Below are 23,853 nucleotides of genomic sequence, written 5' to 3' on the forward strand. Positions count from 1 at the left end.
GGTGCGCAGGTGAGCGACGACGCGATACCCCGTCGGGAACCGGCCGGGCGGGAAGAGGCGACGGACGCCGATCTGCTCGCCCGGCATGTGGCGGGTGACCCCGACGCCTTCGGCGAGCTCGTCCGCCGGCACCGGGACCGGCTCTGGGCCGTGGCGCTGCGTACCCTCGGCGACCGGGAGGAGGCCGCCGACGCCGTCCAGGACGCTCTCGTCTCCGCCTACCGCGCCGCACACACCTTCCGCGGACGCGCCGCCGTCACCACCTGGCTGCACCGCATCACCGTCAACGCCTGCCTGGACCGCGCCCGCAAGGCCGCCGCCCGGCGCAGCGCCCCGACAGACGACACCGAGCGGCTGGAGCAGCTCCTGGATCCGGAGGAGTCGGCGGCCGCCCCCGCGGAGCGGCAGGACCTCCACCGCGAACTGATCGCGGCGCTCTCCCGGCTCCCCGCCGAGCAACGCGCGGCCCTGGTGCTGGTGGATATGCAGGGCTACCCCGTCGCGGAAGCCGCCGAGGTCCTCGACGTCGCCGTCGGCACGGTCAAGAGCCGCTGCGCCCGCGGGCGCGCCCGGCTGCTCCCCCTGCTCACCCATCTGCGTCCGAAAGCGACCCCGGGGGATAGCGAGACCCGCGGTGGGGGAAGGAACCCGACCCGGGGCGCATCCGTCCCACCGACGAGCCGTGGCCCGGACAGTTCCGGGCAGCCCGGCCCCGGTACCGTCAAGCGTGGAGGTGGAACGGCGTGACATCCGCTTCCCGCCTGCCCGCACCAGGCGAGCATCCCGACCCCACGGAGATCTCCGAGCTGACCGAGGGGCTCCTGGCACACGAGCGCGCCACCCGGCTCCGCGCCCATCTCGCCGAGTGCGTCTCGTGCGCGGAGATCCGGAGCTCCCTGGAGGAGATCCGCAGCGTCCTCGGCACCCTGCCGGGCCCCGCCCGGATGCCCGCCGACGTGGCCGAACGCATCGACGCCGCGCTGGCCGCCGAGGCGCTGCTCGACGCCGGCGCACCCGCCGCGCCCGCCCCGCGCACCACCGGAGACCACCCCCGCACGGTCACGTCCGGCCCGTCCCGCGGTGGTGTTTCACGTGAAACAAGCGCCGCGGCCGGCGGGCCCGCCGGGGGAAGGCCGGCCACGGACCGCCCTGCCGGTCGCGGGCCGGCGGCGACCGGACCGGGACGGACCCCCGCACGAAGGCGGCGCCGCGCCCTGCTGCTGACCGCTGCGGGCGTGGTCGCGGCCCTGGGCCTGGGCGGGGCGATCCTCCAGGGAGTCACCCTGAACGCCGGCGCGGGCTCCGCCGACACCGCGACCTCACAGGAAGCGGCGGGAGCCGACGGGCTGGAGCGCCAGGTGCAGCGGCTGCTGGACCGGCAGCAGACCACCGACCAGGACCAGGGCCGTCAGAAGACGCCGGACCTCGGCGCCCGGCAGAGCCCCGGGGTCGACGCCCCCTTCGCGGGCGGCCGGCAGACCCTGCCGAGCTGTATCCGGGAGGGCATCGGACGTGCCCAGCCGCCACTCGCCGTGGACCCGGCCGCGCCGTACCAGGGACGTCCCGCGTACCTCGTCGTGCTGCCGCACCCGGGGGCGCCGGAGCGGGTGGACGCCTATGTCGTGGACTCCTCGTGCACGACCGGCTCCGCGCCGGGACCGGGCGAGGTACTGCAGAAGCGCACGTACGAACGATCGTGACGCCGGGGAGTGACAGGGTCCCTGTGCGCTGTCGACGCGAGGGAATGTCTGCCCCCTAGGATCCGTTGGGTGGGGTGAAGACCTCAGCACTGCAGTGAGGGTCCCGGAGCGTGCTTCGGGACGCCCGGAATCCGTCGGCAGACAAGGAAGGCTCCCGTGAGCGACGTACGGAATGTGATCATCATCGGGTCGGGGCCCGCGGGCTACACCGCCGCGCTCTACACCGCACGCGCTTCGCTGGAGCCCCTGGTCTTCGAGGGTTCCGTCACCGCGGGCGGCGCCCTGATGAACACCACCGAGGTGGAGAACTACCCCGGCTTCCGCGAGGGCATCATGGGCCCGGAGCTCATGGAGCAGATGCGCGACCAGTCCGAGCGCTTCGGGGCGGAACTCATCCCCGACGACGTCACGGCGGTGGATCTGGAGGGCCCGGTCAAGACGGTCACCGACTCCGCCGGCACCGTGCACCGTGCCCGCACGGTGATCGTGGCCACCGGCTCCCAGCACCGCACCCTCGGTCTGCCCGGGGAGGACGAGCTCTCCGGCCGCGGTGTCTCCTACTGCGCCACCTGTGACGGCTTCTTCTTCCGCGACCAGGACATCGCCGTGGTCGGCGGCGGGGACACCGCCATGGAGGAGGCCACCTTCCTCTCCCGGTTCGCCAGGTCGGTCACCGTGGTGCACCGCCGGGACACCCTGCGGGCCTCCAAGGCGATGCAGGAGCGCGCCTTCGCCGACGAGAAGATCAGCTTCGCATGGAACCGCGAGGTGCAGGAGATCCACGGGAAGGACGGCAAGCTCTCCGGGCTGACCCTCCGCGACACCCACACCGGCGAGACCTCCGAGCTCGCGGTCACGGGTCTCTTCGTGGCCATCGGCCACGACCCGCGCACGGAGCTCTTCCAGGGCGTGCTCGAGCTGGACGCCGACGGCTACCTGCTCGTCGACTCCCCCTCCACCCGCACCAAGATCCCCGGTGTCTTCGCCGCGGGCGATGTGGTCGACCACACCTACCGGCAGGCCGTGACGGCCGCCGGCACCGGCTGTGCCGCCGCCCTGGACGCCGAGCGCTTCCTGGCCGCGCAGACCGACGCCGTCGACGACGCCGAGCACCTGCCGGAGCCGGAGAAGACCCCCGCCTCCTGACCGAGCCCGGCGTCCCGCCCCGGGCAGGGCCCCGCACCGCCCCCACCGCAACACCGCAGAAACGAGGAGAACCGCCATGGCCGAAGCCACCGCCACCGTGACCGCGACCGACGCCACCTTCGACGAGGTCGTGCTCAAGAGCGACAAGCCCGTACTCGTCGACTTCTGGGCGGCCTGGTGCGGCCCGTGCCGTCAGATCGCCCCGTCCCTGGAGGCCATCGCCGCCGAGAACGGTGACAAGCTCACCGTGGTGAAGCTCAACATCGACGAGAACCCGGGCGTCGCCGCCAAGTACGGGATCATGTCCATCCCCACGATGAACGTCTACCAGGGCGGCGAGGTCGTGAAGACCATCGTCGGCGCCAAGCCGAAGGCCGCCATCGAGCGGGACCTGGCCGAGTTCATCGGCTGAGCTCGGGGACTCCGTACCGCAGAGCATCCGGAAGGGGCCGCCGCACCAGCACGGTGCGGCGGCCCCTTCTCATGCCGTGGGAATCGCGGCCCGCGTCTGGCGCGTCGTTTCACGTGAAACGACGCGCCACCCCACGTCCGGGTACCCCCGTCGCCCCGGCGCCGCCAGCCGGACGCGTCGCCCTCCTCAGAGCGGCCGCAGCGCCGGTTCCTTCTGCACGGCTCCCAGCAACTGGTCCAGCGCCCGCTCCATGTCCTCCTTCCAGGAGACCGTCGAGCGCAGCTCCAGTCGCAGCCGCGGGAAGGCATGATGCGGCCGCACGGTCTTGAAGCCCACCGCTAGCAGATGCTCGGCCGGCAACACACAGGCCGGTCCGGTCCAGCGCGCATCGCCGAACGCCTCGATCGCCTTGAACCCGCGCCGCAGCACGTCCTTCGCGACCGTCTGCACGATCACCCGGCCCAGCCCCTGCCCCTGGTACTCCGGCTTCAGCCACGCCGTCATGAGCTGTACGGCGTCCGGCGAGACCGGGCTGGTGGGGAACGCCACCGAACGCGGCACATAGGCCGGCGGCGCATAGAGCGCAAACCCCACCGGCACCTCGTCCACATAGACCACGCGACCGCACGAGCCCCACTCCAGCAGGACGGCCGAGATCCAGGCCTCCTTCTCCAGCTCCGGACGGCCCGTCCTGGCCGCGGACTCCCCGCTCACCGGATCGAGCTCCCAGAAGACACAGCCTCGGCAACGCTTCGGCAGGTCCGGGAGGTTGTCCAGAGTGAGCGGAACAAGCTGACGCCCCATGACCACATCGTAGCCATGGGGCGTCATGTCTCCGGGGCATGGACCGGAGCTACTCCCTCGGAGTGTCCTCCTCGATGACCGCCCCGATGTCCTCCTCCGCCTCACCGTCTCCGTCGGAGGTGAGCTGCTTCTGCAGCACCGGGCCCTCGCCGGGAGCGAGCTGACCGAGGATGCGCTCCAGGTCCTCCATCGATGCGAACTCGACGACGATCTTCCCCTTCTTCTGCCCCAGGTCCACCTTGACCCGGGTCTCGAAGCGATCGGAGAGCCGGCCCGCGAGATGGTCCAGCGCGGGGGAGACGCGCTTCCCGGCCCGCGGCTTCTTCGCCCGCTGCCCGGACGCGGGCTTTGTCCCCATCAGCGTCACGATCTCTTCGACCGCCCGCACGGAGAGCCCCTCGGCGACGATGCGGTGCGCCAGCCGGTCCTGCTCCTCACCGTCCTCCACGGAGAGCAGCGCGCGGGCGTGTCCGGCCGAGAGCACCCCCGCCGCCACCCGCCGCTGCACGGAGGGGGAGAGCCGCAGCAGCCGCAGGGTGTTCGACACCTGCGGGCGGGACCGGCCGATACGGTCGGCGAGCTGATCGTGCGTGCAGTCGAAGTCCCGCAGAAGCTGGTCGTAAGCGGCAGCCTCCTCCAGCGGGTTGAGCTGCGCCCGGTGCAGGTTCTCCAGCAGGGCGTCGAGCAGAAGCTTCTCGTCCTCGGTGGCGCGGACGATGGCGGGGATGGTCTCCAGGCCGGCGTCCCGGCAGGCCCGCCAGCGCCGCTCGCCCATGATGAGCTCATAGCGGTCCGGCCCGAGCTGCCGCACCACCACGGGCTGCAGCAGGCCGACCTCCTGGATGGAGGTCACCAGCTCCGCCAGCGCGTCCTCGTCGAAGACCTCCCGCGGCTGCCGCGGGTTGGGCGTGATCGCGTCCAGCGGCAGCTCCGCGAAGTGGGCCCCCGCGCCCTCGCCGTCCACCACCGCGGCGGCCTCGGACGCCTCCGCCGGCGTTTCCCGTGCCACGGTCGCCTCGGCCTCGCCCTCGGCGAGCGTCGCCACCTTGGCCGCCGGCACCCCGCGCTCACCGGTCAGCACCGGCACCGCGGAGGGAGACGTCTGACCGTTCCCGGAGACGGCGGGGCTCTCAGCGGCCTCCGCCCCGTGCGGGGCGGCGGGAATCAGCGCACCGAGCCCCCTGCCCAGTCCCCTACGTCGCTCGCTCACTGCGCCCCCTCCGGCATGCTGTGCTGTGACTGGTGCTGCTGCGCGTTCGGGTCGCGCAGCGCGATCTCCCGGGCCGCCTCCAGGTAGGAGAGCGACCCGCTGGAACCGGGATCGTACGTCAGCACGGTCTGCCCGTAGCTGGGCGCCTCGGAGATCCGGACCGATCGCGGGATGTTGGTCCGCAGCACCTCCGTGCCGAAGTGCCCGCGCACTTCCTCGGCCACCTGGGAGGCGAGCCGGGTACGGCCGTCGTACATGGTGAGAATGATCGTCGACACATGGAGCGCGGGGTTGAGGTGGCCCCGCACCAGATCGACGTTCCGCAGCAGCTGGCCCAGCCCCTCCAGCGCGTAGTACTCGCACTGGATGGGGATCACGACCTCCGCGCCTGCCACCAGGGCGTTCACGGTGAGCAGTCCCAGGGAGGGCGGGCAGTCGATGAAGATGTAGTCGAGGGGCTGCTCATAGGCCTCGATGGCCCGGCTCAGTCGGCTCTCCCGCGCCACCAGGGACACCAGCTCGATCTCCGCACCGGCGAGATCGATGGTGGCCGGCGCGCAGAACAGCCCCTCGACGTCGGGGACCGGCTGCACCACCTCGGAGAGCGGCTTGCTCTCCACCAGCACGTCGTAGATCGACGGCACCTCGGAGTGGTGATCGATGCCGAGCGCCGTGGACGCGTTCCCCTGCGGGTCGAGGTCGATCACCAGGACCCGGGCACCGTGGAGAGCCAGCGAGGCCGCCAGATTCACCGTCGTGGTGGTCTTCCCGACGCCGCCCTTCTGGTTGGCGACGACCATGACCCGGGTCTGCTCCGGTCGGGGGAGCGCCTCACCGGCGCGGTTCATCGCCTCGACGGCCTGCTGGGCGGCGCGGCCAACCGGGAAGGACCCCTCGCCCTCATAGCCCGGCGAGGCGTCCATCGGGGGCGGCGTTTCACGTGAAACTTCCGATGACTCGGTACGGGGCCCGGGGACCGGATCGGCCATCGGCCCCGCGAGGTTGGCGTCGGACCGCAACGGTTCACTCTCCTCGGCAGTACCTTCCAGAGGTTCAAAGCCTGCCATGCCGTCGGGGTCGTGAACCAGCGAACCCCGCCTCCCTGTGGAAAACTCGGCTTCCGGGCGACGGGGTTCACGGGTCTTGCGGTCACGTGGTGCGGCGGCCGCGCGACCGCGGCCGATGATTCCGTGCAACAGAGAGCGTCGTTTCACGTGAAACACGATGCCGCCGCGCTCCCCTCGGGAACGCGGCGACACTCCGCATGCATTCGTTTAAGCGCTTTTATGGAGTAACGGGACAGACCTCCTCGGGCGGCCTCCGGCCTCCTCGGCTCCCTGCGGCTCCCTCAGCGTTGCCGGCGACGCCGTACCCGGGCCGCCTTCGCCGCCTTGGCCCGCTTCGCCGCGAACCGCACCCCGCCGGGGCTCTCCCCGACGACCGCCCGGACCACGGTCGCCAGCGGATCGACCACGCCCTCGCCGACCTGCACCACCGAGGTGTCCACCACCCCCAGCTTGTGCAGTGCCGCACGAGCTCCCCGCAGCTCCTCCTCCGCCGTGTCCCCCTTGATCGCCAGCATCTCGCCATAGGGACGCAGCAGCGGCACGCCCCAGCCGGCCAACCGGTCCAGCGGCGCCACCGCACGGGCCGTCACCACATGCACCGGCGTCAGCGTGCCGAGAACCTCTTCGGCACGGCCCCGCACCACCGTCACATGCTCCAGCCCCAGCAGCTCCACGACCTCCCTCAGAAAGGTCGTCCGCCGCAGCAGCGGCTCCAGCAGCGTGATCTTGAGGTCCGGACGGACCAGCGCCAGGGGGATCCCGGGCAGCCCCGCGCCCGAACCGACATCGCAGACGGTCACTCCCTCGGGCACGATCTCCGAGAGCACCGCGCAGTTCAGCAGGTGCCGCTCCCACAACCGCGGCACCTCGCGCGGCCCGATCAGGCCGCGCCGTACGCCCGCGTCCGCCAGCAGCTCGCCGTAGCGCTCCGCGTCCGGAAGGGCGTCCCCGAAGAACCTCCGCGCCGCCCCGGGGGCGGGGGGAGGTTCCGCCACATCCGCCGGCTGCTCGCTCACGGCAGCACGACCACGCAGCGCTGCGGCTCCTCGCCCTCGGACTCACTCCGCAGGCCGGCCTCGGCCACCGCGTCGTGCACGACCTTGCGCTCGAAGGGCGTCATCGGGTGCAGCTTCACCGGCTCACCCGTGCCCTGGGCCTCCTCGACCGCCTTCCGGCCCACATCGGTGAGCTCCTCGCGCTTCCGCTCCCGGAACCCGGCCACGTCCAGCATCAGCCGGCTCCGGTCCCCGGTCTCCCGGAGCACCGCCAGCCGGGTCAGCTCCTGGAGTGCCTCCAGCACCTCACCATCCCGGCCGACCAGCTTCTGCAGGTCGCGGGAGGGGCCGTCACTGATGATCGACACGGCCGCGCGGTCGCCCTCGACGTCCATGTCGATGTCGCCGTCGAGATCGGCGATGTCGAGCAGCCCCTCGAGGTAGTCGGCCGCGATGTCACCCTCCTGCTCCAAGCGGGACAGGGTGTCGGTGCCCTCTGCGGCGGTCGTCTCCGACACTGATGGACTCCTTCTTACTTCTTGGTCTTCGCGGACTGCGGCTTCTTCTTGCCCTGCCCCGGCTGGGCCTTCTTCTGCCCGGAGGCCTTCTGCCCGGCCTGCCCGGACGTCTTCTGCCCGGCCTGCTTCCCGCCGGTGGCCTTCTCCGCCTTCGTCTTCGCGGGGCTGCCGGAGGGCTGCTGCGGTGCCTGCTTCGTCGTCGCCGGCTGACCGGCCGCGGCCTGGCGCTGTGCCTTGGTCTGCCGCTTCGGCTGGCTACGCCGGGCGCGGGCCTCCTCGACCGCCTTGCGCGCCTCGACCTCCTCCGGGTCCTCCTTGAGCTTGCCCTTGGCCCGGAGCTTCTCCTGGCGCTGCTTGTACGCGACGCTGCCCGGCGTCGGGTTGCGCTTGATCACGAACATCTGCTGCCCGAGCGTCCACACGTTGGTGGTGAGCCAGTAGACCAGGACGCCGACCGGGAAGTTGATGCCGAACACCGCGAAGATCACGGGGAAGATGTACATCAGCATCTTCTGCTGCTGCATGAACGGCGTCTTGACCGTGAGGTCGACGTTCTTCGTCATGAGCTGGCGCTGCGTGTAGAACTGCGACGCCGACATCATCAGGATCATGACGACGGTGACGACGCGGACATCGGTCAGCGAGGCGTTGAGTGCCTCGACCGCTCCCGCGTCGTCCAGGAACTTCGCCGCGATCGGCGCGCCGAAGATGTGCGCGTTCCGGGCGCTGTCCACCAGGTCCGCGCCCATCACGCCGACCGGGTCGTTGTTCGAAATCTTGTTCAGTACCTGGTAGAGCGCGATGAAGAACGGCGACTGCGCCAGGATGGGAAGACAGCTGGAGAGCGGGTTGGTCCCCGTCTCCTTGTACAGCTTCATCATCTCTTCGGACTGGCGCTGCTTGTCGCTCTTGTAGCGCTCCTGGATCGCCTTCATCTTCGGCTGGATCGCCTGCATGTTCCGCGTCGCCTTGATCTGCTTGACGAAGAGCGGAATCAGCGCGATCCGGATCAGCACCACCAGGGACACGATGGACAGACCCCAGGCCCAGCCGCTGTCCTTGTCGAAGACCAGGCTGTACAGCGAGTGGAACTGGACGATGATCCAGGAAACGATGTCATAGAGAGGACCGAGGATCGTGTCCACGAATCAGGCTCCTTGGGCATGGGACTGGGCCCGGTGCCGCTCCCAGCGGCCGCGCAGCCGCTGATGCCACACCGGACGCTTCCGGGCGGGAACGTGGTCGACGCCACCGGGAGACCACGGATTGCAGCGCAGGATGCGCCAGGCGGTGAGCGCCGTCCCCTTCACCGCCCCGTGCCGGTCGATCGCCGTGTACCCGTAGTGCGAGCACGACGGGTAGTACCGGCAGACCGGCCCGAGCAGCGGGCTGATGGTCCACTGGTAGATCTTGATCAACCACAGCAGCGGATACTTCACGGCTTCTCTCCCAGCAGCCGCTGCATCGCGGTGTCCAGGTCGCGGGCCAGCTCGTCGTGACCTGCCGCCCCCGCACCGGGCAGCGCCCGTACCACCACCAGGCTACCCGGGGGAAGCGCACCGAGCCGGTCCCGTATGAGGTGACGCAGGCGACGCTTGACGAGGTTGCGCACCACGGCGTTGCCCACCGCCTTGCTCACGACGAAACCCGCACGCGCCGGGGGAGGCGATCCCCCCGCGTCGTGCGGGTCCGTACCGCGGGCCGCGGCGTCGCCGCGGAAGAGGTGGACGACGAGGCGCGGGCGCCCGGCCCTGCGTCCTCGCCGTACCGCGGCCGAGAAGTCCTCGCGCCGCCTCAGCCGGTGCTCGGAAGGCAGCACGTCATGGACCTGAGGTCGGGCTGCTTCAGGCCGACAGGCGGGCGCGGCCCTTGCTGCGGCGGTTCGCGACGATCGCGCGGCCGGCGCGGGTCCGCATGCGCAGCCGGAAGCCGTGGGTCTTCGCGCGGCGGCGGTTGTTCGGCTGGAAGGTGCGCTTGCTCACTCGGGGGCTCCAGGAATGCTTGAGTCTCAACGAGACGACGTGGGGCGCCGACCGGCTGTCACCGTGCGCCCACGAGTAGCTCGCAACGCCCGAGTGTGCACCGCTTCGTCATGCCCATCGGAGGCAGGCGGCAGCAGCCGTCGACAACTCGACCTCGATACGGTACGCGCGCCCGCGCCGTCCGGTCAAACCGGCCCCCCGGGGCACAGGCCCCGGCGCCCCGGGGGCGGTGACCACCGTCACCCCAGTCGTGCACAGCCTGTGGACAACGACTTGAACGCCGCACACCCGGCTGACTACCGTGGCCGAACTTCCTTTCCTTCCCGACCGTCCCGAGAATCACACATTCGCGGGACCTCGTCGCCTCCCCGAGCGAACCCCGCCGCCCAGCGAGTGAGAGAGCGTGACCGTGGCCGACCTCCCTGCCGATCTCGCCGCAGTGTGGCCCCGAGTCCTCGACCAGCTTCTCGCCGACGGGCAGGGAGTGGAGGCCAAGGACCAGCGCTGGCTCAAGGACTGCCAGCCGCTGGTGCTGGTCTCCGGCACCGCCCTGCTCGGCGTGCCCAACGAATACGCCAAGGGCGTCCTCGAAGGCCGGCTCTCCCCCCTGATCAGCGACGCCCTGAGCCGCGAGTGCCGGCAGCCCATCCGGCTCGCGATCACCGTGACCGGCCCCGCGGCCCCGGTCCCCCCGGACGGTCCCGGCGCCGCCCCCGAGCCGCACCAGTCCGACGGGCGGCCGCCCCAGGCACCGCAGCAGCCCTCGATCCCGCAGCAGCCCGGCGCGCCCTCCGGCGGCGACCCCTACGACGCACCCGAGCTGCCCACCCCGCGCCCCGCCTACCCGGACTACCCGCAGGCGCCGCGCACCCAGGGCCCGCCCCCGCAGCACCGCCCCGGCGGCTGGCCGCAGCAGCACGATCCGTACGGCCATCACCAAAGCCCACAGAGCCCACAGGGCCCGCAGAACCCCCACGGCCACCAGGCACCGCAGAGCCACCAGCCGCCGCCGTACGAGCAGCAGCACTTCGAGGAGCAGCGCCGCTACGACGACACGCAGCGGTACGACGGCCCGCAGCGGTACGACGACGCCCAGCGCTACGACGACCAGCGGTACGAGCAGCACCAGGCCCCACACGCCCCGCAGCCGGGCGGCCCCCGGCAGGGCCACCAGCAGCCGTACGAGCCCTACGACCAGCACGCGTCGCAGCACCAGCCCCCGCACGGCGGCGGCCACCACGCGCCCTCGGCCCAGCCCCCGGCACCCCGCTACGACGGGCCGTCCCAGCTCCCCGCGCCCTCCGGCGCCCCCGGCCCGCTCGCCGCACAGCCCGCGCCGGCGACCGGCCCCGGCGAGCCCACCGCCCGGCTCAACCCGAAGTACCTCTTCGACACCTTCGTGATCGGCGCCTCCAACCGCTTCGCGCACGCCGCCGCGGTCGCCGTCGCCGAGGCGCCGGCCAAGGCGTACAACCCGCTCTTCATCTACGGGGAGTCGGGGCTGGGCAAGACCCACCTGCTGCACGCGATCGGGCACTACGCCCGCAGCCTCTACCCGGGCACCCGGGTGCGCTACGTGAGCTCGGAGGAGTTCACCAACGAGTTCATCAACTCCATCCGGGACGGCAAGGCCGACGCCTTCCGCAAGCGCTACCGGGACATGGACATCCTGCTCGTCGACGACGTCCAGTTCCTCGCCAGCAAGGAGTCGACGCAGGAGGAGTTCTTCCACACCTTCAACACCCTGCACAACGCCAACAAGCAGATCGTGCTCTCCTCCGACCGGCCGCCGAAGCAGCTGATCACGCTGGAGGACCGGCTCCGCAACCGCTTCGAGTGGGGCCTGATCACGGACGTGCAGCCGCCGGAGCTGGAGACCCGGATCGCGATCCTCCGCAAGAAGGCGGTGCAGGAGCAGCTCAACGCGCCGCCGGAGGTGCTGGAGTTCATCGCCTCCCGGATCTCCCGGAACATCCGGGAGCTGGAGGGTGCGCTGATCCGCGTCACCGCCTTCGCCAGCCTGAACCGGCAACCGGTCGACCTCGGGCTCACCGAGATCGTCCTCAAGGACCTCATCCCGGGCGGTGAGGACGCCGCCCCCGAGATCACCGCGAGCGACATCATGGCCGCCACGGCCGACTACTTCGGGCTCTCCGTGGACGACCTGTGCGGCTCCTCCCGCAGCCGCGTGCTGGTCACCGCCCGGCAGATCGCCATGTACCTCTGCCGGGAGCTCACGGACCTCTCGCTGCCCAAGATCGGCGCCCAGTTCGGCGGTCGCGACCACACCACGGTGATGCACGCCGACCGGAAGATCCGCGCCCTGATGGCCGAGCGGCGCTCGATCTACAACCAGGTCACCGAGCTGACCAACCGCATCAAGAACGCCTGACGGCGGCCGTCCCGCCGTTCCGCGGAGCCGTCCGAGCCCTCGCCGTCCACCGCGCCCTCCCGGAGCGTCCCCGCTCCGGGAGGGCGCACTCATGAGGGCACGCGCACCCCCACCGTTCGATTGGTGGCGTGTGCCACTGTGTGTTCCACAGAATTCCGGTCGTCGGGGCGTCCACACCCTGGGGACCCGTATGTTGTCCAGAATCCCTCCACAGGTGCGCAGGGCGGGACAAGATCGTCCGAGGTCATGAGGCTGGGGAATTGTGGGCGGGTCGGATCCACAGGCTGTGGAGGCCGCGGGGGCGGGGAGGGCGGGGACTGACTTGTCCACCGTCGGCCCACAGGAATCATGGTGTTGTCCCCAAGTTCTCCACAGACTTGTCCACTGTTCGGCAACGTGACGCGAGGGGTCACCGTCGCGAGTGAATCGGGTCACAGCCCGGTCCGCTCCGGGGCTGTGCACGAAGCGGCGATTCCTGTGGGCGCGGCTGTGCAGAACTCAGGGGGTGCTGTGGGCGAGCTGTGCACAGCACTCCGCCATCCACAGCACCCCCTGCTCCGTCCACTGCTCCGCCCACAGCCACGGTGGACAAAATCTGCGGGGTGACCAGGGCAAACGAAGTTTTCCCCCGTTTCCACAACCCCTACTACTACGACCACGGAGAGAGAGCCCGGGATTCGCCTCGAAGCAGGTGCTGTGCACAACTTCGGGGATGCGCGCCCTCGACCGGTCCTACCCACCCGGTGACGACTTGACCCGCGCACGCCCCGGCTGTCGGCCGCGTGCGTCAGACTGGACCCCGGCAAGAGGCCAGCAGCAAGAGCAGGAGGCGGCTGAAGGTGAAGATCCGGGTAGAGCGCGATGTACTCGCGGAGGCGGTGGCGTGGACCGCCAAGAGCCTCCCCGCCCGTCCGCCGGTGCCGGTCCTCGCCGGCCTGCTGCTGAAGGCGGAGGACGGCTCGCTGAGCCTCTCCGGCTTCGACTACGAGGTCTCGGCCCGCGTCTCGGTGGAGGCCGAGGTCGAGGAGGAGGGCACGGTGCTGGTCTCCGGCCGCCTGCTCGCCGACATCTCCCGCTCGCTGCCGAACCGCCCCGTCGAGATCTCCACCGACGGCGTGAAGGTGACGGTGGTCTGCGGCTCCTCCCGCTTCACCCTCCACACCCTGCCGGTGGAGGAGTATCCGGCGCTGCCCGAGATGCCGACCGCGACCGGCACCGTGCCGGGCGAGGTCTTCGCCTCGGCGGTCTCCCAGGTGGCCATCGCCGCGGGCCGGGACGACACCCTCCCGGTGCTCACCGGCGTCCGGATCGAGATCGAGGGGGACACCGTCACCCTCGCCTCCACCGACCGCTACCGCTTCGCGGTGCGCGAGTTCCTGTGGAAGCCGGAGACGCCGGAGGCCTCCGCGGTGGCCCTGGTCCCCGCGAAGACGCTGCTGGACACCGCCAAGTCGCTGAGCGGCGGGGACAGCGTGACCCTGGCGCTCTCCGGGTCGGGCGCCGGCGAGGGGCTGATCGGTTTCGAGGGCGCCGGGCGCCGGACGACGACGCGGCTGCTCGAGGGCGACCTCCCGAAGTACCGCACGCTCTTCCCGACCGAGTTCAACTCGGTGGCGGTGATCGAGACGGCGCCGTTCGTGGAGGCCGTCAAGCGCGTGGCGCTGGTCGCCGAGCGGAACACCCCGGTGCGGCTGAGCTTCGAGCAGGGCGTGCTGACCCTGGAGGCCGGCTCCAGCGATGACGCACAGGCTGTGGAGCGGGTGGACGCCGACCTGGAGGGCGACGACATCTCGATCGCCTTCAACCCGGGCTTCCTGCTGGAGGGCCTGAGCGCCATCGACTCCCCGGTGGCTCAGCTCTCCTTCACCACCTCGACCAAGCCGGCTCTGCTGAGCGGCCGTCCCGCGAAGGACGCCGAGGCGGACGACGCCTACAAGTACCTGATCATGCCCGTCCGGCTCTCCGGCTGACGCCGGGCTGCTTCCCCGCTGACCTGCACGGCAGCCGCTCCGGCCACCGCGCGGGTGAGCGGCTGAGCCCACAGGTGTGCACGCCCTCGCGGGCGTAGGCTCGTACCCGGGTACGAAGCGCACGGACACACGGAGGAGAGGCGCACAGATGGAGCTCGGTCTCGTCGGTCTGGGCAAGATGGGCGGCAACATGCGCGAGCGCATCCGCCGTGCCGGCCACACCGTCGTCGGGTACGACCGGAACGCGGAGGTCTCCGACGTCCACAGCCTCGCGGAGCTGGTGGACAAGCTGGAGGGCCCTCGCGTGGTGTGGGTGATGGTCCCGGCGGGCGCCGCCACCCAGTCGACCATCGACGAGCTGGGGGAGCTGCTCTCCCCGGGCGACGTGGTGGTGGACGGCGGGAACTCCCGCTGGACCGACGACGAGAAGCACGCCGGAGAGCTGGCGGCCAAGGGCGTCGGCTTTGTGGACTGCGGGGTCTCCGGCGGTGTCTGGGGCCTGGAGAACGGCTACGCGCTGATGTACGGCGGTGACGCCGCGCATGTGGCGAAGGTGCAGCCGGTCTTCGACGCGCTGAAGCCGGAGGGCGAGTTCGGCTCCGTGCACGCGGGCCGGGTCGGTGCGGGCCACTTCGCGAAGATGGTCCACAACGGCATCGAGTACGCGATGATGCAGGCCTTCGCCGAGGGCTGGGAGCTGCTGGAGGCGGCGGACTCGGTCACCGACGTGCGGGAGGTCTTCCGGTCCTGGCAGCAGGGCACGGTCATCCGCTCCTGGCTGCTCGACCTCGCCGTGAACGCGCTGGACGACGACGAGCACCTGGGGTCGCTGCGCGGTTACGCCGCGGACTCCGGCGAGGGCCGCTGGACGGTGGAGGCGGCGATCGACAACGCCGTGCCGCTGCCGGCGATCACCGCCTCGCTCTTCGCGCGCTTCTCCTCCCGGCAGGAGGACTCGCCGCAGATGAAGATGATCGCCGCGCTGCGGAACCAGTTCGGTGGTCACGCGGTGGAGAGCAGCAAGAAGTAACCGCGATCGTCTCTGGGAGGCCGGTGCGCCACCGTGCACGTCACGCATCTCTCGCTCGCCGACTTCCGCTCGTACGCCCGGGCCGAGGTACCGCTGGACCCGGGCGTGACGACGTTCGTCGGCCCGAACGGCCAGGGCAAGACGAACCTGGTGGAGGCCGTGGGCTATCTGGCGACGCTGGGCAGCCACCGGGTCTCCTCGGACGCGCCGCTGGTGCGGGTGGGTGCCGAGCGCGCGGTGGTGCGGGCGCAGGTCCGGCAGGGCGAGCGGCAGCAACTGGTGGAGCTGGAGCTCAACCCGGGCCGGGCCAACCGGGCGCGGGTCAACCGCTCGTCGCAGGTGCGGCCGCGGGACGTGCTGGGGATTCTGCGCACGGTGCTCTTCGCGCCGGAGGACCTGACCCTGGTGAAGGGCGACCCGGGCGAGCGCCGGCGGTTCCTGGACGAGCTGGTGACGGCGCGGGCGCCGCGGCTGGCGGGCGTGCGTTCGGACTACGACCGGGTGCTGAAGCAGCGGAACTCGCTGCTGAAGTCGGCCGCGATGGCGCGCCGGCACGGCGGCCGCGGCGCGGATCTGTCCACGCTGGACGTGTGGGACCAGCATCTGGCGCGGGCCGGCGCGGAGTTGCTGGCACGACGGCTGGACCTGGTGCGGGCGCTGGAGCCGCTGGCGGACAAGGCGTACGAGCAACTGGCGCCGGGCGGCGGCCCGGTGGGGCTGGAGTACCGGGGGCCGACGCAGGAGCCCGCGTCGCCGGAGGAGTTGGCGCAGCGGCTGCTGGCGGCGCTGGGTGAGGTGCGGTCGCAGGAGATCGAGCGGGGCGTGACGCTGGTCGGCCCGCACCGGGACGATCTGGTACTGAAACTGGGGGAGTTGCCGGCGAAGGGCTATGCGAGCCACGGCGAGTCGTGGTCTCTGGCGCTGGCACTGCGGCTCGCCTCCTACGACCTGCTGCGGAGCGAGGGCAACGAGCCGGTGCTGGTGCTGGACGACGTGTTCGCGGAGCTGGACGTGCGGCGCCGGGCGCGGCTGGCGGAGCTGGTGGCGCCGGGCGAGCAGGTGCTGGTGACGGCTGCGGTGGAGGAGGACGTGCCCGGGGTGCTGGCGGGCGCGCGGTACGCGGTGTCCGGCGGGGAGGTGGTCCTAAGGTGAGCGCGGCGCACGACCCGGGTGCGGGCGGCCCCGGCCCGGACGGCTTCCCGGACGGGACTGCGGATGGGACCGGCGGAAGCGCCGACGCGCCGGGCCCGGAGCCCCGGCCGGCTCCGCCGGAGCCGTCCGGTGTGGACATGGCGCGGGTGGCGCTGCGGGCGGCGAAGGAGCAGGCGCGGGCCCGGGGTGCGGCGGCGCGGCAGCAGAAGCAGGCGCGGCGCGGCGGGCTGCGGTCCGGTGCGGGCCGGGACGGCCGCGATCCGCTGCCGCTGGGGGCGGCGGTGCGGTCGCTGATCACGGAGCGCGGCTGGGAGGCGCCGGCGGCGGTCGGTGGGGTGATGGGCCGCTGGCCGCAGCTCGTGGGCCCGGAGGTGGCGCAGCACTGCGAGCCGGTGCGGTACGACGAGGAGGAGCGCAGCCTGCAGGTGCGCTGTGACTCGACGGCGTGGGCGACGCAGTTGCGGTTGCTGGCCCCGCGGCTGGTGGCCCGGCTGAACGAGGACCTGGGGCAGGGCACGGTGCGGGTGATCAAGGTGCGGGGCCCGGAGGCGCCGTCCCGGTCGTACGGGCCGCTGCGGGCGCCGGGCAGCCGGGGGCCGGGGGACACGTACGGTTAGCCGTCCGGTGCGCGGGGTGTGCGCCGTGGCGGACTTCCCCGGGAGCGGCTCGGGCGTGACCGGGGACGGGCGGGCGGCTCCCCGGGCGGCTTCCGGGTGGGGACAGATCCCGGGACAGAACCGGCGACAGGGAGGCGTCGGCCGGAAGCGCTGAGTGCCGCTGTGAGCCTCTTGGGCCCCCGGTCCGCATATGGGGAGTCGGTGGATGCCGGTTCAGGGCGGCACATGCGGACTCAGGTACCGCCAAAGCCCCATTCATGTCCGAGCCACCGGTACACTGAAGGACGAGCCGCCCCGTTGCGGAAGAAGTCGAACGACGCAGCCGCTCCGCCATGCCATGGAGACGGCCTGTGCTGTGCCAGAAAGGGCGCTTCGTGGCCGATTCCGGCAATCCGAACCCGAACCAGAGCAACACGTCCCCGATCAGCGCCGAGGGCGCCGAGGAGGTCACCGAGATCGCGGAGATCCCCCAGGCCGTGGCCGCGGCCGCCGGTGCCACGGCGTACGACGCCACTGCCATCACGGTGCTGGAGGGCCTGGACGCGGTGCGCAAGCGTCCCGGCATGTACATCGGGTCGACCGGTGAGCGTGGTCTGCATCACCTCGTGCAGGAGGTCGTCGACAACTCCGTCGACGAGGCGCTGGCGGGTCACGCGGACACCGTCGAGGTGACGCTGCTGGCCGACGGCGGCGTGCGGGTGGTGGACAACGGGCGGGGCATCCCGGTGGGCATCGTGCCGTCGGAGAACAAGCCGGCGGTCGAGGTCGTGATGACGGTGCTGCACGCGGGCGGCAAGTTCGGCGGCGGCGGGTACGCGGTCTCCGGCGGTCTGCACGGTGTGGGCGTCTCGGTGGTGAACGCCCTCTCGCAGAAGGTGGCCGTGGAGGTCAAGTGCGACGGCTACCGCTGGACCCAGGACTACAAGCTGGGTGTGCCGACGGCTCCGCTGCAGCGGAACGAGGCCACGGAGGAGACCGGTACCTCCGTCACCTTCTGGGCGGACCCGGACATCTTCGAGACGACGGACTACTCGTTCGAGACGCTCTCCCGCCGCTTCCAAGAGATGGCCTTCCTCAACCGCGGCCTGGTGATCTCGCTGCGCGACGAGCGGGCCGAGCACGTGGACGAGGAGGGCAACCAGAACGCCGTCCGCTACCACTACGAGGGCGGCATCGCGGACTTCGTCCGCTACCTCAACTCCCGCAAGGGCGAGCCGGTCCACCCCACCGTCGTCGAGTTCGACGCCCAGGACGCGGACCGCAACCTGTCCGTCGAGGTCGCCATGCAGTGGAACAACCAGTACAGCGAGGGTGTGTACTCCTTCGCCAACATCATCCACACGCATGAGGGCGGCACCCACGAGGAGGGCTTCCGCGCCGCGCTGACGGGTCTGATCAACCGCTATGCGCGGGACCGGAAGCTGCTGCGCGAGAAGGACGACAACCTCACCGGCGAGGACATCCGGGAGGGCCTGACGGCGATCATCTCGGTCAAGCTGGCGGAGCCGCAGTTCGAGGGGCAGACGAAGACGAAGCTGGGCAACACGGAGGCGAAGACCTTCGTGCAGCGCATCGTCCACGAGCACCTGGCGGACTGGCTGGACCGCAACCCGAACGAGGCGGCGGACATCGTCCGCAAGGGCATCCAGGCGGCCACCGCCCGGGTCGCGGCCCGCAAGGCGCGGGACCTGACCCGCCGCAAGGGGCTGCTGGAGACGGCGTCGCTGCCGGGCAAGCTGTCCGACTGCCAGTCCAACGACCCGTCCAAGTGCGAGATCTTCATCGTCGAGGGCGACTCCGCGGGCGGCTCGGCCAAGTCCGGCCGTGACCCGGAGTACCAGGCGATCCTGCCGATCCGCGGCAAGATCCTCAACGTGGAGAAGGCCCGCATCGACAAGGTGCTGCAGAACGCCGAGGTGCAGGCGCTGATCTCGGCCTTCGGCACCGGCATCCACGAGGACTTCGACATCGCGAAGCTCCGCTACCACAAGATCATCCTGATGGCGGACGCCGACGTCGACGGCCAGCACATCAACACGCTGCTGCTGACGCTCCTCTTCCGCTTCATGCGGCCGCTGGTCGAGGCGGGTCACGTCTTCCTGTCCCAGCCGCCGCTCTACAAGGTCAAGTGGGGCCGCGACGAGCACCAGTACGCGTACTCCGACCGGGAGCGCGACAGCCTCATCCAGCTCGGCCGCGAGCAGGGCAAGCGCATCAAGGACGACTCGATCCAGCGGTTCAAGGGCCTCGGCGAGATGAACGCCGAGGAGCTGCGGGTCACCACCATGGACAGCTCCCACCGGGTGCTGCGCCAGGTGACGCTGGACGACGCGGCCGCCGCGGACGACCTGTTCTCGATCCTCATGGGCGAGGACGTGGAGGCGCGGCGCGGCTTCATCCAGCGCAACGCCAAGGACGTCCGCTTCCTGGACATCTGAGTCGGCCCCCCACCCGTCAGAGCCGCAGTACAGACAAGGACTTCCCACCAGCATGGCCGACGAGAACCTTCCTGCAGAGCCCGAGAACCTGCCCGTGGAGAGCGCCATCGTCGACGAGACCGCCGGGGCCCGTGTGGAGCCGGTGAGCCTCGAGACGGAGATGCAGCGCTCCTACCTCGACTACGCGATGAGCGTGATCGTCTCGCGTGCGCTGCCCGACATCCGGGACGGTCTGAAGCCGGTGCACCGCCGGGTGCTGTACGCGATGTACGACGGCGGCTACCGCCCCGAGAAGGGCTTCTACAAGTGCGCCCGCGTCGTCGGCGACGTGATGGGCACCTACCACCCGCACGGCGACACCTCGATCTACGACGCCCTGGTCCGGCTGGCGCAGACCTGGTCGATGCGGATGCCGCTGGTGGACTCCAACGGCAACTTCGGCTCGCCGGGCAACGACCCGGCCGCGGCCATGCGCTACACCGAGTGCAAGATGGCGCCGCTGGCCATGGAGATGCTCCGGGACATCGACGAGGAGACCGTCGACTTCCAGGACAACTACGACGGCCGGAACCTGGAGCCCACGGTCCTGCCGTCCCGCTTCCCGAACCTGCTGGTCAACGGTTCGGCGGGGATCGCGGTCGGGATGGCCACCAACATCCCGCCGCACAACCTGCGGGAGGTCGCCGCGGGCGCCCAGTGGTATCTGGACCACCCGGAGGCGAGCAACGAGGAGCTGCTCGAGGCGCTGATCGAGCGGATCAAGGGCCCGGACTTCCCCACCGGTGCGCTGGTGGTGGGCCGCCGGGGCATCGAGGAGGCGTACCGCACCGGCCGCGGCTCCATCACGATGCGGGCGGTCGTCGAGGTGGAGGAGATCCAGGGCCGGCAGTGCCTGGTGGTCACCGAGCTGCCGTACCAGGTGAATCCGGACAACCTCGCGCTGAAGATCGCCGACCTGGTGAAGGACGGCCGGATCGGCGGCATCGCCGACGTGCGGGACGAGACCTCCTCCCGCACCGGCCAGCGGCTGGTGATCGTGCTCAAGCGGGACGCCGTCGCCAAGGTCGTCCTCAACAACCTCTACAAGCACACCGATCTGCAGACCAACTTCGGCGCCAACATGCTGGCGCTGGTCGAGGGCGTGCCGCGGACGCTGTCGCTGGACGCCTTCATCCGGCACTGGGTGGCGCACCAGATCGACGTGATCGTGCGGCGGACCCAGTACCGGCTGCGGAAGGCCGAGGAGCGGGCGCACATCCTGCGCGGTCTGCTGAAGGCGCTGGACGCGATCGACGAGGTCATCGCGCTGATCCGGCGCAGCCAGACGGTCGAGGAGGCGCGCGAGGGCCTGATGGGCCTGCTGCGGATCGACGAGATCCAGGCGAACGCCATCCTGGAGATGCAGCTCCGCCGGCTGGCGGCCCTGGAGCGGCAGAAGATCACCGCCGAGCACGACGACCTCCAGGCGAAGATCGACGAGTACAACGCGATCCTGGCCTCGCCGCTGAGGCAGCGGCAGATCATCGGCGAGGAGCTGACGGCGCTGGTCGAGAAGTACGGCGACGACCGGCGTACCAAGCTGGTGCCCTTCGAGGGCGACATGTCCATCGAGGACCTGATCGCCGAGGAGGACATCGTCGTCACCATCACCCGGGGCGGCTATGTGAAGCGCACCCGGACCGACGACTACCGGGCGCAGAAGCGCGGCGGCAAGGGCGTGCGGGGCACGAAGCTCAGGGAAGACGACATCGTCGACCACTTCTTCGTCTCCACCACCCACCACTGGCTGCTGTTCTTCACCAACAAGGGCCGGGTGTACCGCGCGAAGGCGTACGAGCTGCCGGACGCCGGCCGGGACGCCCGCGGCCAGCATGTGGCGAACCTGCTGGCGTTCCAGCCGGACGAGCAGATCGCCGAGATCCTCGCGATCCGGGACTACGACGCGGTGCCGTACCTGGTGCTGGCCACCAAGTCCGGCCTGGTGAAGAAGACCCCGCTGAAGGACTACGACTCGCCGCGCTCCGGCGGCGTCATCGCGATCAACCTCCGGCAGATGGAGGACGGCCGGGACGACGAGCTGATCGGCGCCGAGCTGGTCTCCCCGGAGGACGACCTGCTGCTGGTCAGCAAGAAGGCGCAGTCGATCCGCTTCACCGCGACCGACGAGGCGCTGCGGCCGATGGGCCGCGCCACCTCCGGGGTGAAGGGGATGAGCTTCCGGGAGGGCGACGAACTGCTCTCGGTCAACGTGGTCCGGGCGGGCACCTACGTCTTCACCGCGACCGACGGCGGCTACGGCAAGCGCACCCCGGTCGACGAGTACCGGGTGCAGGGACGCGGCGGCCTCGGCATCAAGGCGGCCAAGATCGTGGAGGACCGGGGCGAGCTGGTCGGCGCCCTGGTGGTCGAGGAGACGGACGAGATCCTCGCCATCACGCTCAGCGGTGGCGTGATCCGTACCCGGGTGAACGAGGTCCGGGAGACGGGGCGTGACACGATGGGCGTTCAGCTGATCAACCTGGGCAAGCGGGATGCCGTCGTCGGCATGGCGCGGAACGCCGAGGAGGGTCGGGAAGCGGAGGAGGTCGACGCCGTGGCCGACGCCATGGCGGCGGAGGCCGCGTCCGGCGCCCCGGGCGAAGCCGCGGTCGAGCCGAGTACGGCCCCGTCGAGCGACGAGGAGTAAGGCGTGAGTGGTGCCCAGCCGGGGCCGCAGGCGGCACAGGCCCAGCCACACCCGCAGCCACCGCAGCAGAGCCCGCCGCCGCAGCCGGCGGCGGGGCAGCCGCCGCATCACCCCCCGCGGGCCTACCCGGCCCCGGAGGGGGAGCCCGCCGCGGACGGCGGCGGCACCCTGCCGGGCGCGGTACGCCGTCCGCGCACCGGTGCGCGGACGGTGCCCCGGGTGCGGAAGGCGCGGCTGCGGGTGGCCAAGGTGGACCCCTGGTCGGTGATGAAGGTCGGCTTCCTGCTCTCCATCGCGCTGGGGCTGTGCACGGTGGTGGCCGTCGGGGTGCTGTGGATGGTCATGGACGCGATGGGCGTCTTCTCCGCCGTCGGCGGCACCATCTCCGAGGCCACGGCCTCGGACGAACCGGGCAGCGGCTTCGACCTGGAGTCCTTTCTCTCGCTGCCCCGGGTGCTGACCTTCACCGGGGTCGTCGCCCTGATCGACGTGGTGCTGGCGACCGCGCTGGCCACCCTCGGCGCCTTCGTCTACAACCTCTCGGCGGGGTTCGTGGGCGGCATCGAGGTCACGCTGGCCGAGGACGAGTGATCCGGGGCGCGGGCCGCGGGGCGCACCGCGGCCCGCGCCCCGGTGGCCCGCCCGGTAACCGATTTTGGGGCGCGGCGGGAAGTGCGCTAATCTTGCTCTGCAGCGCGGGGCTATAGCTCAGATGGTTAGAGCGCATCCCTGATAAGGATGAGGCCACTGGTTCAAGTCCAGTTAGCCCCACCGTGTGGACGGCCCGGACGAAGATCTTCTTCGTCCGGGCCGTCGCCGTATCGGTGCATGTGTTTGGGTATCATCGGGCGCCAGAAGGTCCCAACGTCTATGAAGGACGAGGTAGCGCGGTGAAGAAGCTTCTCCTGGTCGCACTGGCCGCCATCGGCGGGCTCCTCGTGTACCGCCAGATCCAGGCGGACCGCGCCGAGCAGGATCTGTGGACGGAGGCGACCGACTCCGTGCCCGCAGGTCAGGGTGTGTGAGCTCAGCGCAGGTCTTTCGCGGGGCCCCGGTCGCAGGGTGCGGCCGGGGCCCCGTCGTGTGCGGGCTCCCCGGCAGCCCCGGGGAGTGACCCGGAGCGCCCGGGCTGACAGGCCGGGGGCCCGGGCGGCGGTACGCGCCGCTCCCGGGAGCCGGGGCGCCCGGACCCAGGCCGTACGCCCCGGGGCCATGGGTCGGGACACGCCGGGGCGGCGTCCCGCGGGTGAAGGTGTGGTGAGCATGTCGCGCACGGGCCGTGCCGCTGGCCGGCTCCGGCGCCGGAGCCGGCCGTCCACGGCCTGGACCGGCCCGGGACGGCGGCGACGGGACGGTGCAGGATGATGCGGCACGCTCCGCGCCCGGGGGACGCCCGCGGGCGGCGCGGGGCACACGGAAGCGGTGAGGGGCGGGGTGTGGTGACAGGGCGCATGAGGGAGCACGGTGGCGGGACCGGAGGCGCCCCGGCGCGCACCGGGGTGCGCGGACCGGTAGGGGGCGGCCCGCGGGAGCCCGCGGCAGCGGAGGCGCGTACGGCGGCGGTACCGCGCAGTACGGCGCGCGGCGGGGCACGGGCGGCAGTGGGTACGCCGGAGGCGCGTACGGCGGCACCGCGTACGGCGGCGGCACCGCGTACGGCGGCGGTACCGCGTAAGGCAGCGCGCACCGCGGTGCGAGCCGGGGCACGGGCGGCGTCGCGCGCGGCGGCCCGGG

General features: G+C 71.4%; 22 protein-coding genes and 1 tRNA gene. 14 read left to right on the forward strand and 9 right to left on the reverse strand.

Annotated elements, in window-relative coordinates:
• Window positions 1-9: 9 nt before the first annotated feature.
• The 4 genes from sigM (at window position 10) to trxA (ending at window position 3,258) form a co-directional block, all read left to right on the forward strand.
• Window positions 10-747: an RNA polymerase sigma factor SigM gene (gene sigM / locus HOY81_RS03725; RefSeq protein ID WP_237318024.1), complete on the forward strand. Its 738-nt coding sequence runs from the start codon at window positions 10-12 to the stop codon at window positions 745-747.
• Window positions 744-1,700, forward strand: coding sequence for a hypothetical protein (locus HOY81_RS03730; RefSeq protein ID WP_237318026.1), 957 nt, complete (start codon window positions 744-746; stop codon window positions 1,698-1,700). Before sigM ends, HOY81_RS03730 begins: the two co-directional genes overlap by 4 nt.
• A 156-nt stretch (window positions 1,701-1,856) precedes the next feature.
• Window positions 1,857-2,846, forward strand: a complete 990-nt coding sequence (gene trxB, locus HOY81_RS03735) for a thioredoxin-disulfide reductase (RefSeq protein WP_237318029.1) — start codon at window positions 1,857-1,859, stop codon at window positions 2,844-2,846.
• Window positions 2,746-3,258 carry a thioredoxin gene (gene trxA, locus HOY81_RS03740; protein WP_368857734.1) on the forward strand — a complete coding sequence of 171 codons (513 nt, stop codon included), beginning with the start codon at window positions 2,746-2,748 and terminating at the stop codon, window positions 3,256-3,258. Before trxB ends, trxA begins: the two co-directional genes overlap by 101 nt.
• A 186-nt stretch (window positions 3,259-3,444) precedes the next feature.
• Here trxA and HOY81_RS03745 read toward each other — a convergent pair whose 3' ends face one another.
• From HOY81_RS03745 to rpmH, 9 genes are all read right to left on the reverse strand, one after another.
• A complete protein-coding gene (locus HOY81_RS03745; protein ID WP_237318033.1) occupies window positions 3,445-4,062 on the reverse strand; it encodes a GNAT family N-acetyltransferase in 618 nt (205 codons plus the stop codon).
• 49 nt (window positions 4,063-4,111) lie between these two features.
• A complete protein-coding gene (locus HOY81_RS03750; protein ID WP_237318035.1) occupies window positions 4,112-5,272 on the reverse strand; it encodes a ParB/RepB/Spo0J family partition protein in 1,161 nt (386 codons plus the stop codon).
• Window positions 5,269-6,339: a ParA family protein gene (locus HOY81_RS03755; protein WP_237318037.1), complete on the reverse strand. Its 1,071-nt coding sequence runs from the start codon at window positions 6,337-6,339 to the stop codon at window positions 5,269-5,271. The genes HOY81_RS03750 and HOY81_RS03755 overlap by 4 nt, the downstream gene beginning before the upstream one ends.
• Window positions 6,340-6,620: 281 nt before the next feature.
• Window positions 6,621-7,355 (reverse strand): 16S rRNA (guanine(527)-N(7))-methyltransferase RsmG, encoded by a 735-nt coding sequence (gene rsmG / locus HOY81_RS03760; RefSeq protein ID WP_237318039.1) that lies wholly within the window; start codon window positions 7,353-7,355, stop codon window positions 6,621-6,623.
• Window positions 7,352-7,852: a R3H domain-containing nucleic acid-binding protein gene (locus tag HOY81_RS03765; protein ID WP_237318041.1), complete on the reverse strand. Its 501-nt coding sequence runs from the start codon at window positions 7,850-7,852 to the stop codon at window positions 7,352-7,354. Before HOY81_RS03765 ends, rsmG begins: the two co-directional genes overlap by 4 nt.
• 14 nt (window positions 7,853-7,866) lie before the next feature.
• Window positions 7,867-8,997 carry a membrane protein insertase YidC gene (gene yidC / locus HOY81_RS03770; RefSeq protein ID WP_237318043.1) on the reverse strand — a complete coding sequence of 377 codons (1,131 nt, stop codon included), beginning with the start codon at window positions 8,995-8,997 and terminating at the stop codon, window positions 7,867-7,869.
• A gap of 3 nt (window positions 8,998-9,000) precedes the next feature.
• Entirely contained in the window at window positions 9,001-9,291 is a 291-nt protein-coding gene (yidD, locus tag HOY81_RS03775) for a membrane protein insertion efficiency factor YidD (protein WP_237318045.1), read from the reverse strand.
• Entirely contained in the window at window positions 9,288-9,671 is a 384-nt protein-coding gene (gene rnpA / locus HOY81_RS03780) for a ribonuclease P protein component (protein ID WP_237318047.1), read from the reverse strand. The genes yidD and rnpA overlap by 4 nt, the downstream gene beginning before the upstream one ends.
• A gap of 25 nt (window positions 9,672-9,696) precedes the next feature.
• Window positions 9,697-9,834, reverse strand: a complete 138-nt coding sequence (gene rpmH, locus HOY81_RS03785; protein ID WP_016906158.1) for a 50S ribosomal protein L34 — start codon at window positions 9,832-9,834, stop codon at window positions 9,697-9,699.
• Window positions 9,835-10,243: 409 nt separating this feature from the next.
• Between rpmH and dnaA the strand changes: the two genes are divergently transcribed.
• The 10 genes from dnaA to HOY81_RS03835 all read left to right on the forward strand — a co-directional run bounded on the left by dnaA (window position 10,244) and on the right by HOY81_RS03835 (window position 23,144).
• Entirely contained in the window at window positions 10,244-12,226 is a 1,983-nt protein-coding gene (dnaA, locus tag HOY81_RS03790) for a chromosomal replication initiator protein DnaA (RefSeq protein WP_308340948.1), read from the forward strand.
• An 839-nt stretch (window positions 12,227-13,065) separates the two neighbouring features.
• Window positions 13,066-14,196 carry a DNA polymerase III subunit beta gene (dnaN, locus tag HOY81_RS03795; protein ID WP_237318049.1) on the forward strand — a complete coding sequence of 377 codons (1,131 nt, stop codon included), beginning with the start codon at window positions 13,066-13,068 and terminating at the stop codon, window positions 14,194-14,196.
• Between the two features lie 76 nt (window positions 14,197-14,272).
• Window positions 14,273-15,226 (forward strand): phosphogluconate dehydrogenase (NAD(+)-dependent, decarboxylating), encoded by a 954-nt coding sequence (gnd, locus tag HOY81_RS03800; protein WP_368857735.1) that lies wholly within the window; start codon window positions 14,273-14,275, stop codon window positions 15,224-15,226.
• 33 nt (window positions 15,227-15,259) lie between these two features.
• Window positions 15,260-16,378 (forward strand): DNA replication/repair protein RecF, encoded by a 1,119-nt coding sequence (recF, locus tag HOY81_RS03805; protein ID WP_237318053.1) that lies wholly within the window; start codon window positions 15,260-15,262, stop codon window positions 16,376-16,378.
• Between the two features lie 137 nt (window positions 16,379-16,515).
• The gene (locus HOY81_RS03810; RefSeq protein ID WP_237318099.1) at window positions 16,516-16,995 is read left to right on the forward strand and encodes a DUF721 domain-containing protein; all 480 of its coding nucleotides are present in this window, start codon (window positions 16,516-16,518) and stop codon (window positions 16,993-16,995) included.
• A gap of 350 nt (window positions 16,996-17,345) precedes the next feature.
• Window positions 17,346-19,433: a DNA topoisomerase (ATP-hydrolyzing) subunit B gene (gene gyrB, locus HOY81_RS03815; RefSeq protein WP_237318055.1), complete on the forward strand. Its 2,088-nt coding sequence runs from the start codon at window positions 17,346-17,348 to the stop codon at window positions 19,431-19,433.
• 52 nt (window positions 19,434-19,485) lie between these two features.
• Entirely contained in the window at window positions 19,486-22,119 is a 2,634-nt protein-coding gene (gyrA, locus tag HOY81_RS03820) for a DNA gyrase subunit A (protein ID WP_237318057.1), read from the forward strand.
• Between the two features lie 3 nt (window positions 22,120-22,122).
• Window positions 22,123-22,710, forward strand: a complete 588-nt coding sequence (locus tag HOY81_RS03825) for a DUF3566 domain-containing protein (protein WP_237318059.1) — start codon at window positions 22,123-22,125, stop codon at window positions 22,708-22,710.
• A 106-nt stretch (window positions 22,711-22,816) separates the two neighbouring features.
• Window positions 22,817-22,890: transfer RNA gene (locus HOY81_RS03830), tRNA-Ile, on the forward strand.
• A 119-nt stretch (window positions 22,891-23,009) separates the two neighbouring features.
• Window positions 23,010-23,144, forward strand: a complete 135-nt coding sequence (locus tag HOY81_RS03835) for a DLW-39 family protein (protein ID WP_237318061.1) — start codon at window positions 23,010-23,012, stop codon at window positions 23,142-23,144.
• Window positions 23,145-23,853 lie beyond the last annotated feature (709 nt).

This window comes from Streptomyces sp. JJ36 (assembly GCF_021696945.1).
GTDB lineage: Bacteria > Actinomycetota > Actinomycetes > Streptomycetales > Streptomycetaceae > Streptomyces.

Excerpts from the sequence above, each read along its gene's own strand:
- HOY81_RS03745 (WP_237318033.1), bottom strand. The coding sequence starts at position 4,062 with ATGGGGCGTCAGCTTGTTCCGCTCACTCTGGACAACCTCCCGGACCTG.
- HOY81_RS03755 (WP_237318037.1), bottom strand. The coding sequence starts at position 6,339 with ATGGCAGGCTTTGAACCTCTGGAAGGTACTGCCGAGGAGAGTGAACCG.
- HOY81_RS03810 (WP_237318099.1), top strand. The coding sequence starts at position 16,516 with ATGGCGCGGGTGGCGCTGCGGGCGGCGAAGGAGCAGGCGCGGGCCCGG.
- gyrA (WP_237318057.1), top strand. The coding sequence starts at position 19,486 with ATGGCCGACGAGAACCTTCCTGCAGAGCCCGAGAACCTGCCCGTGGAG.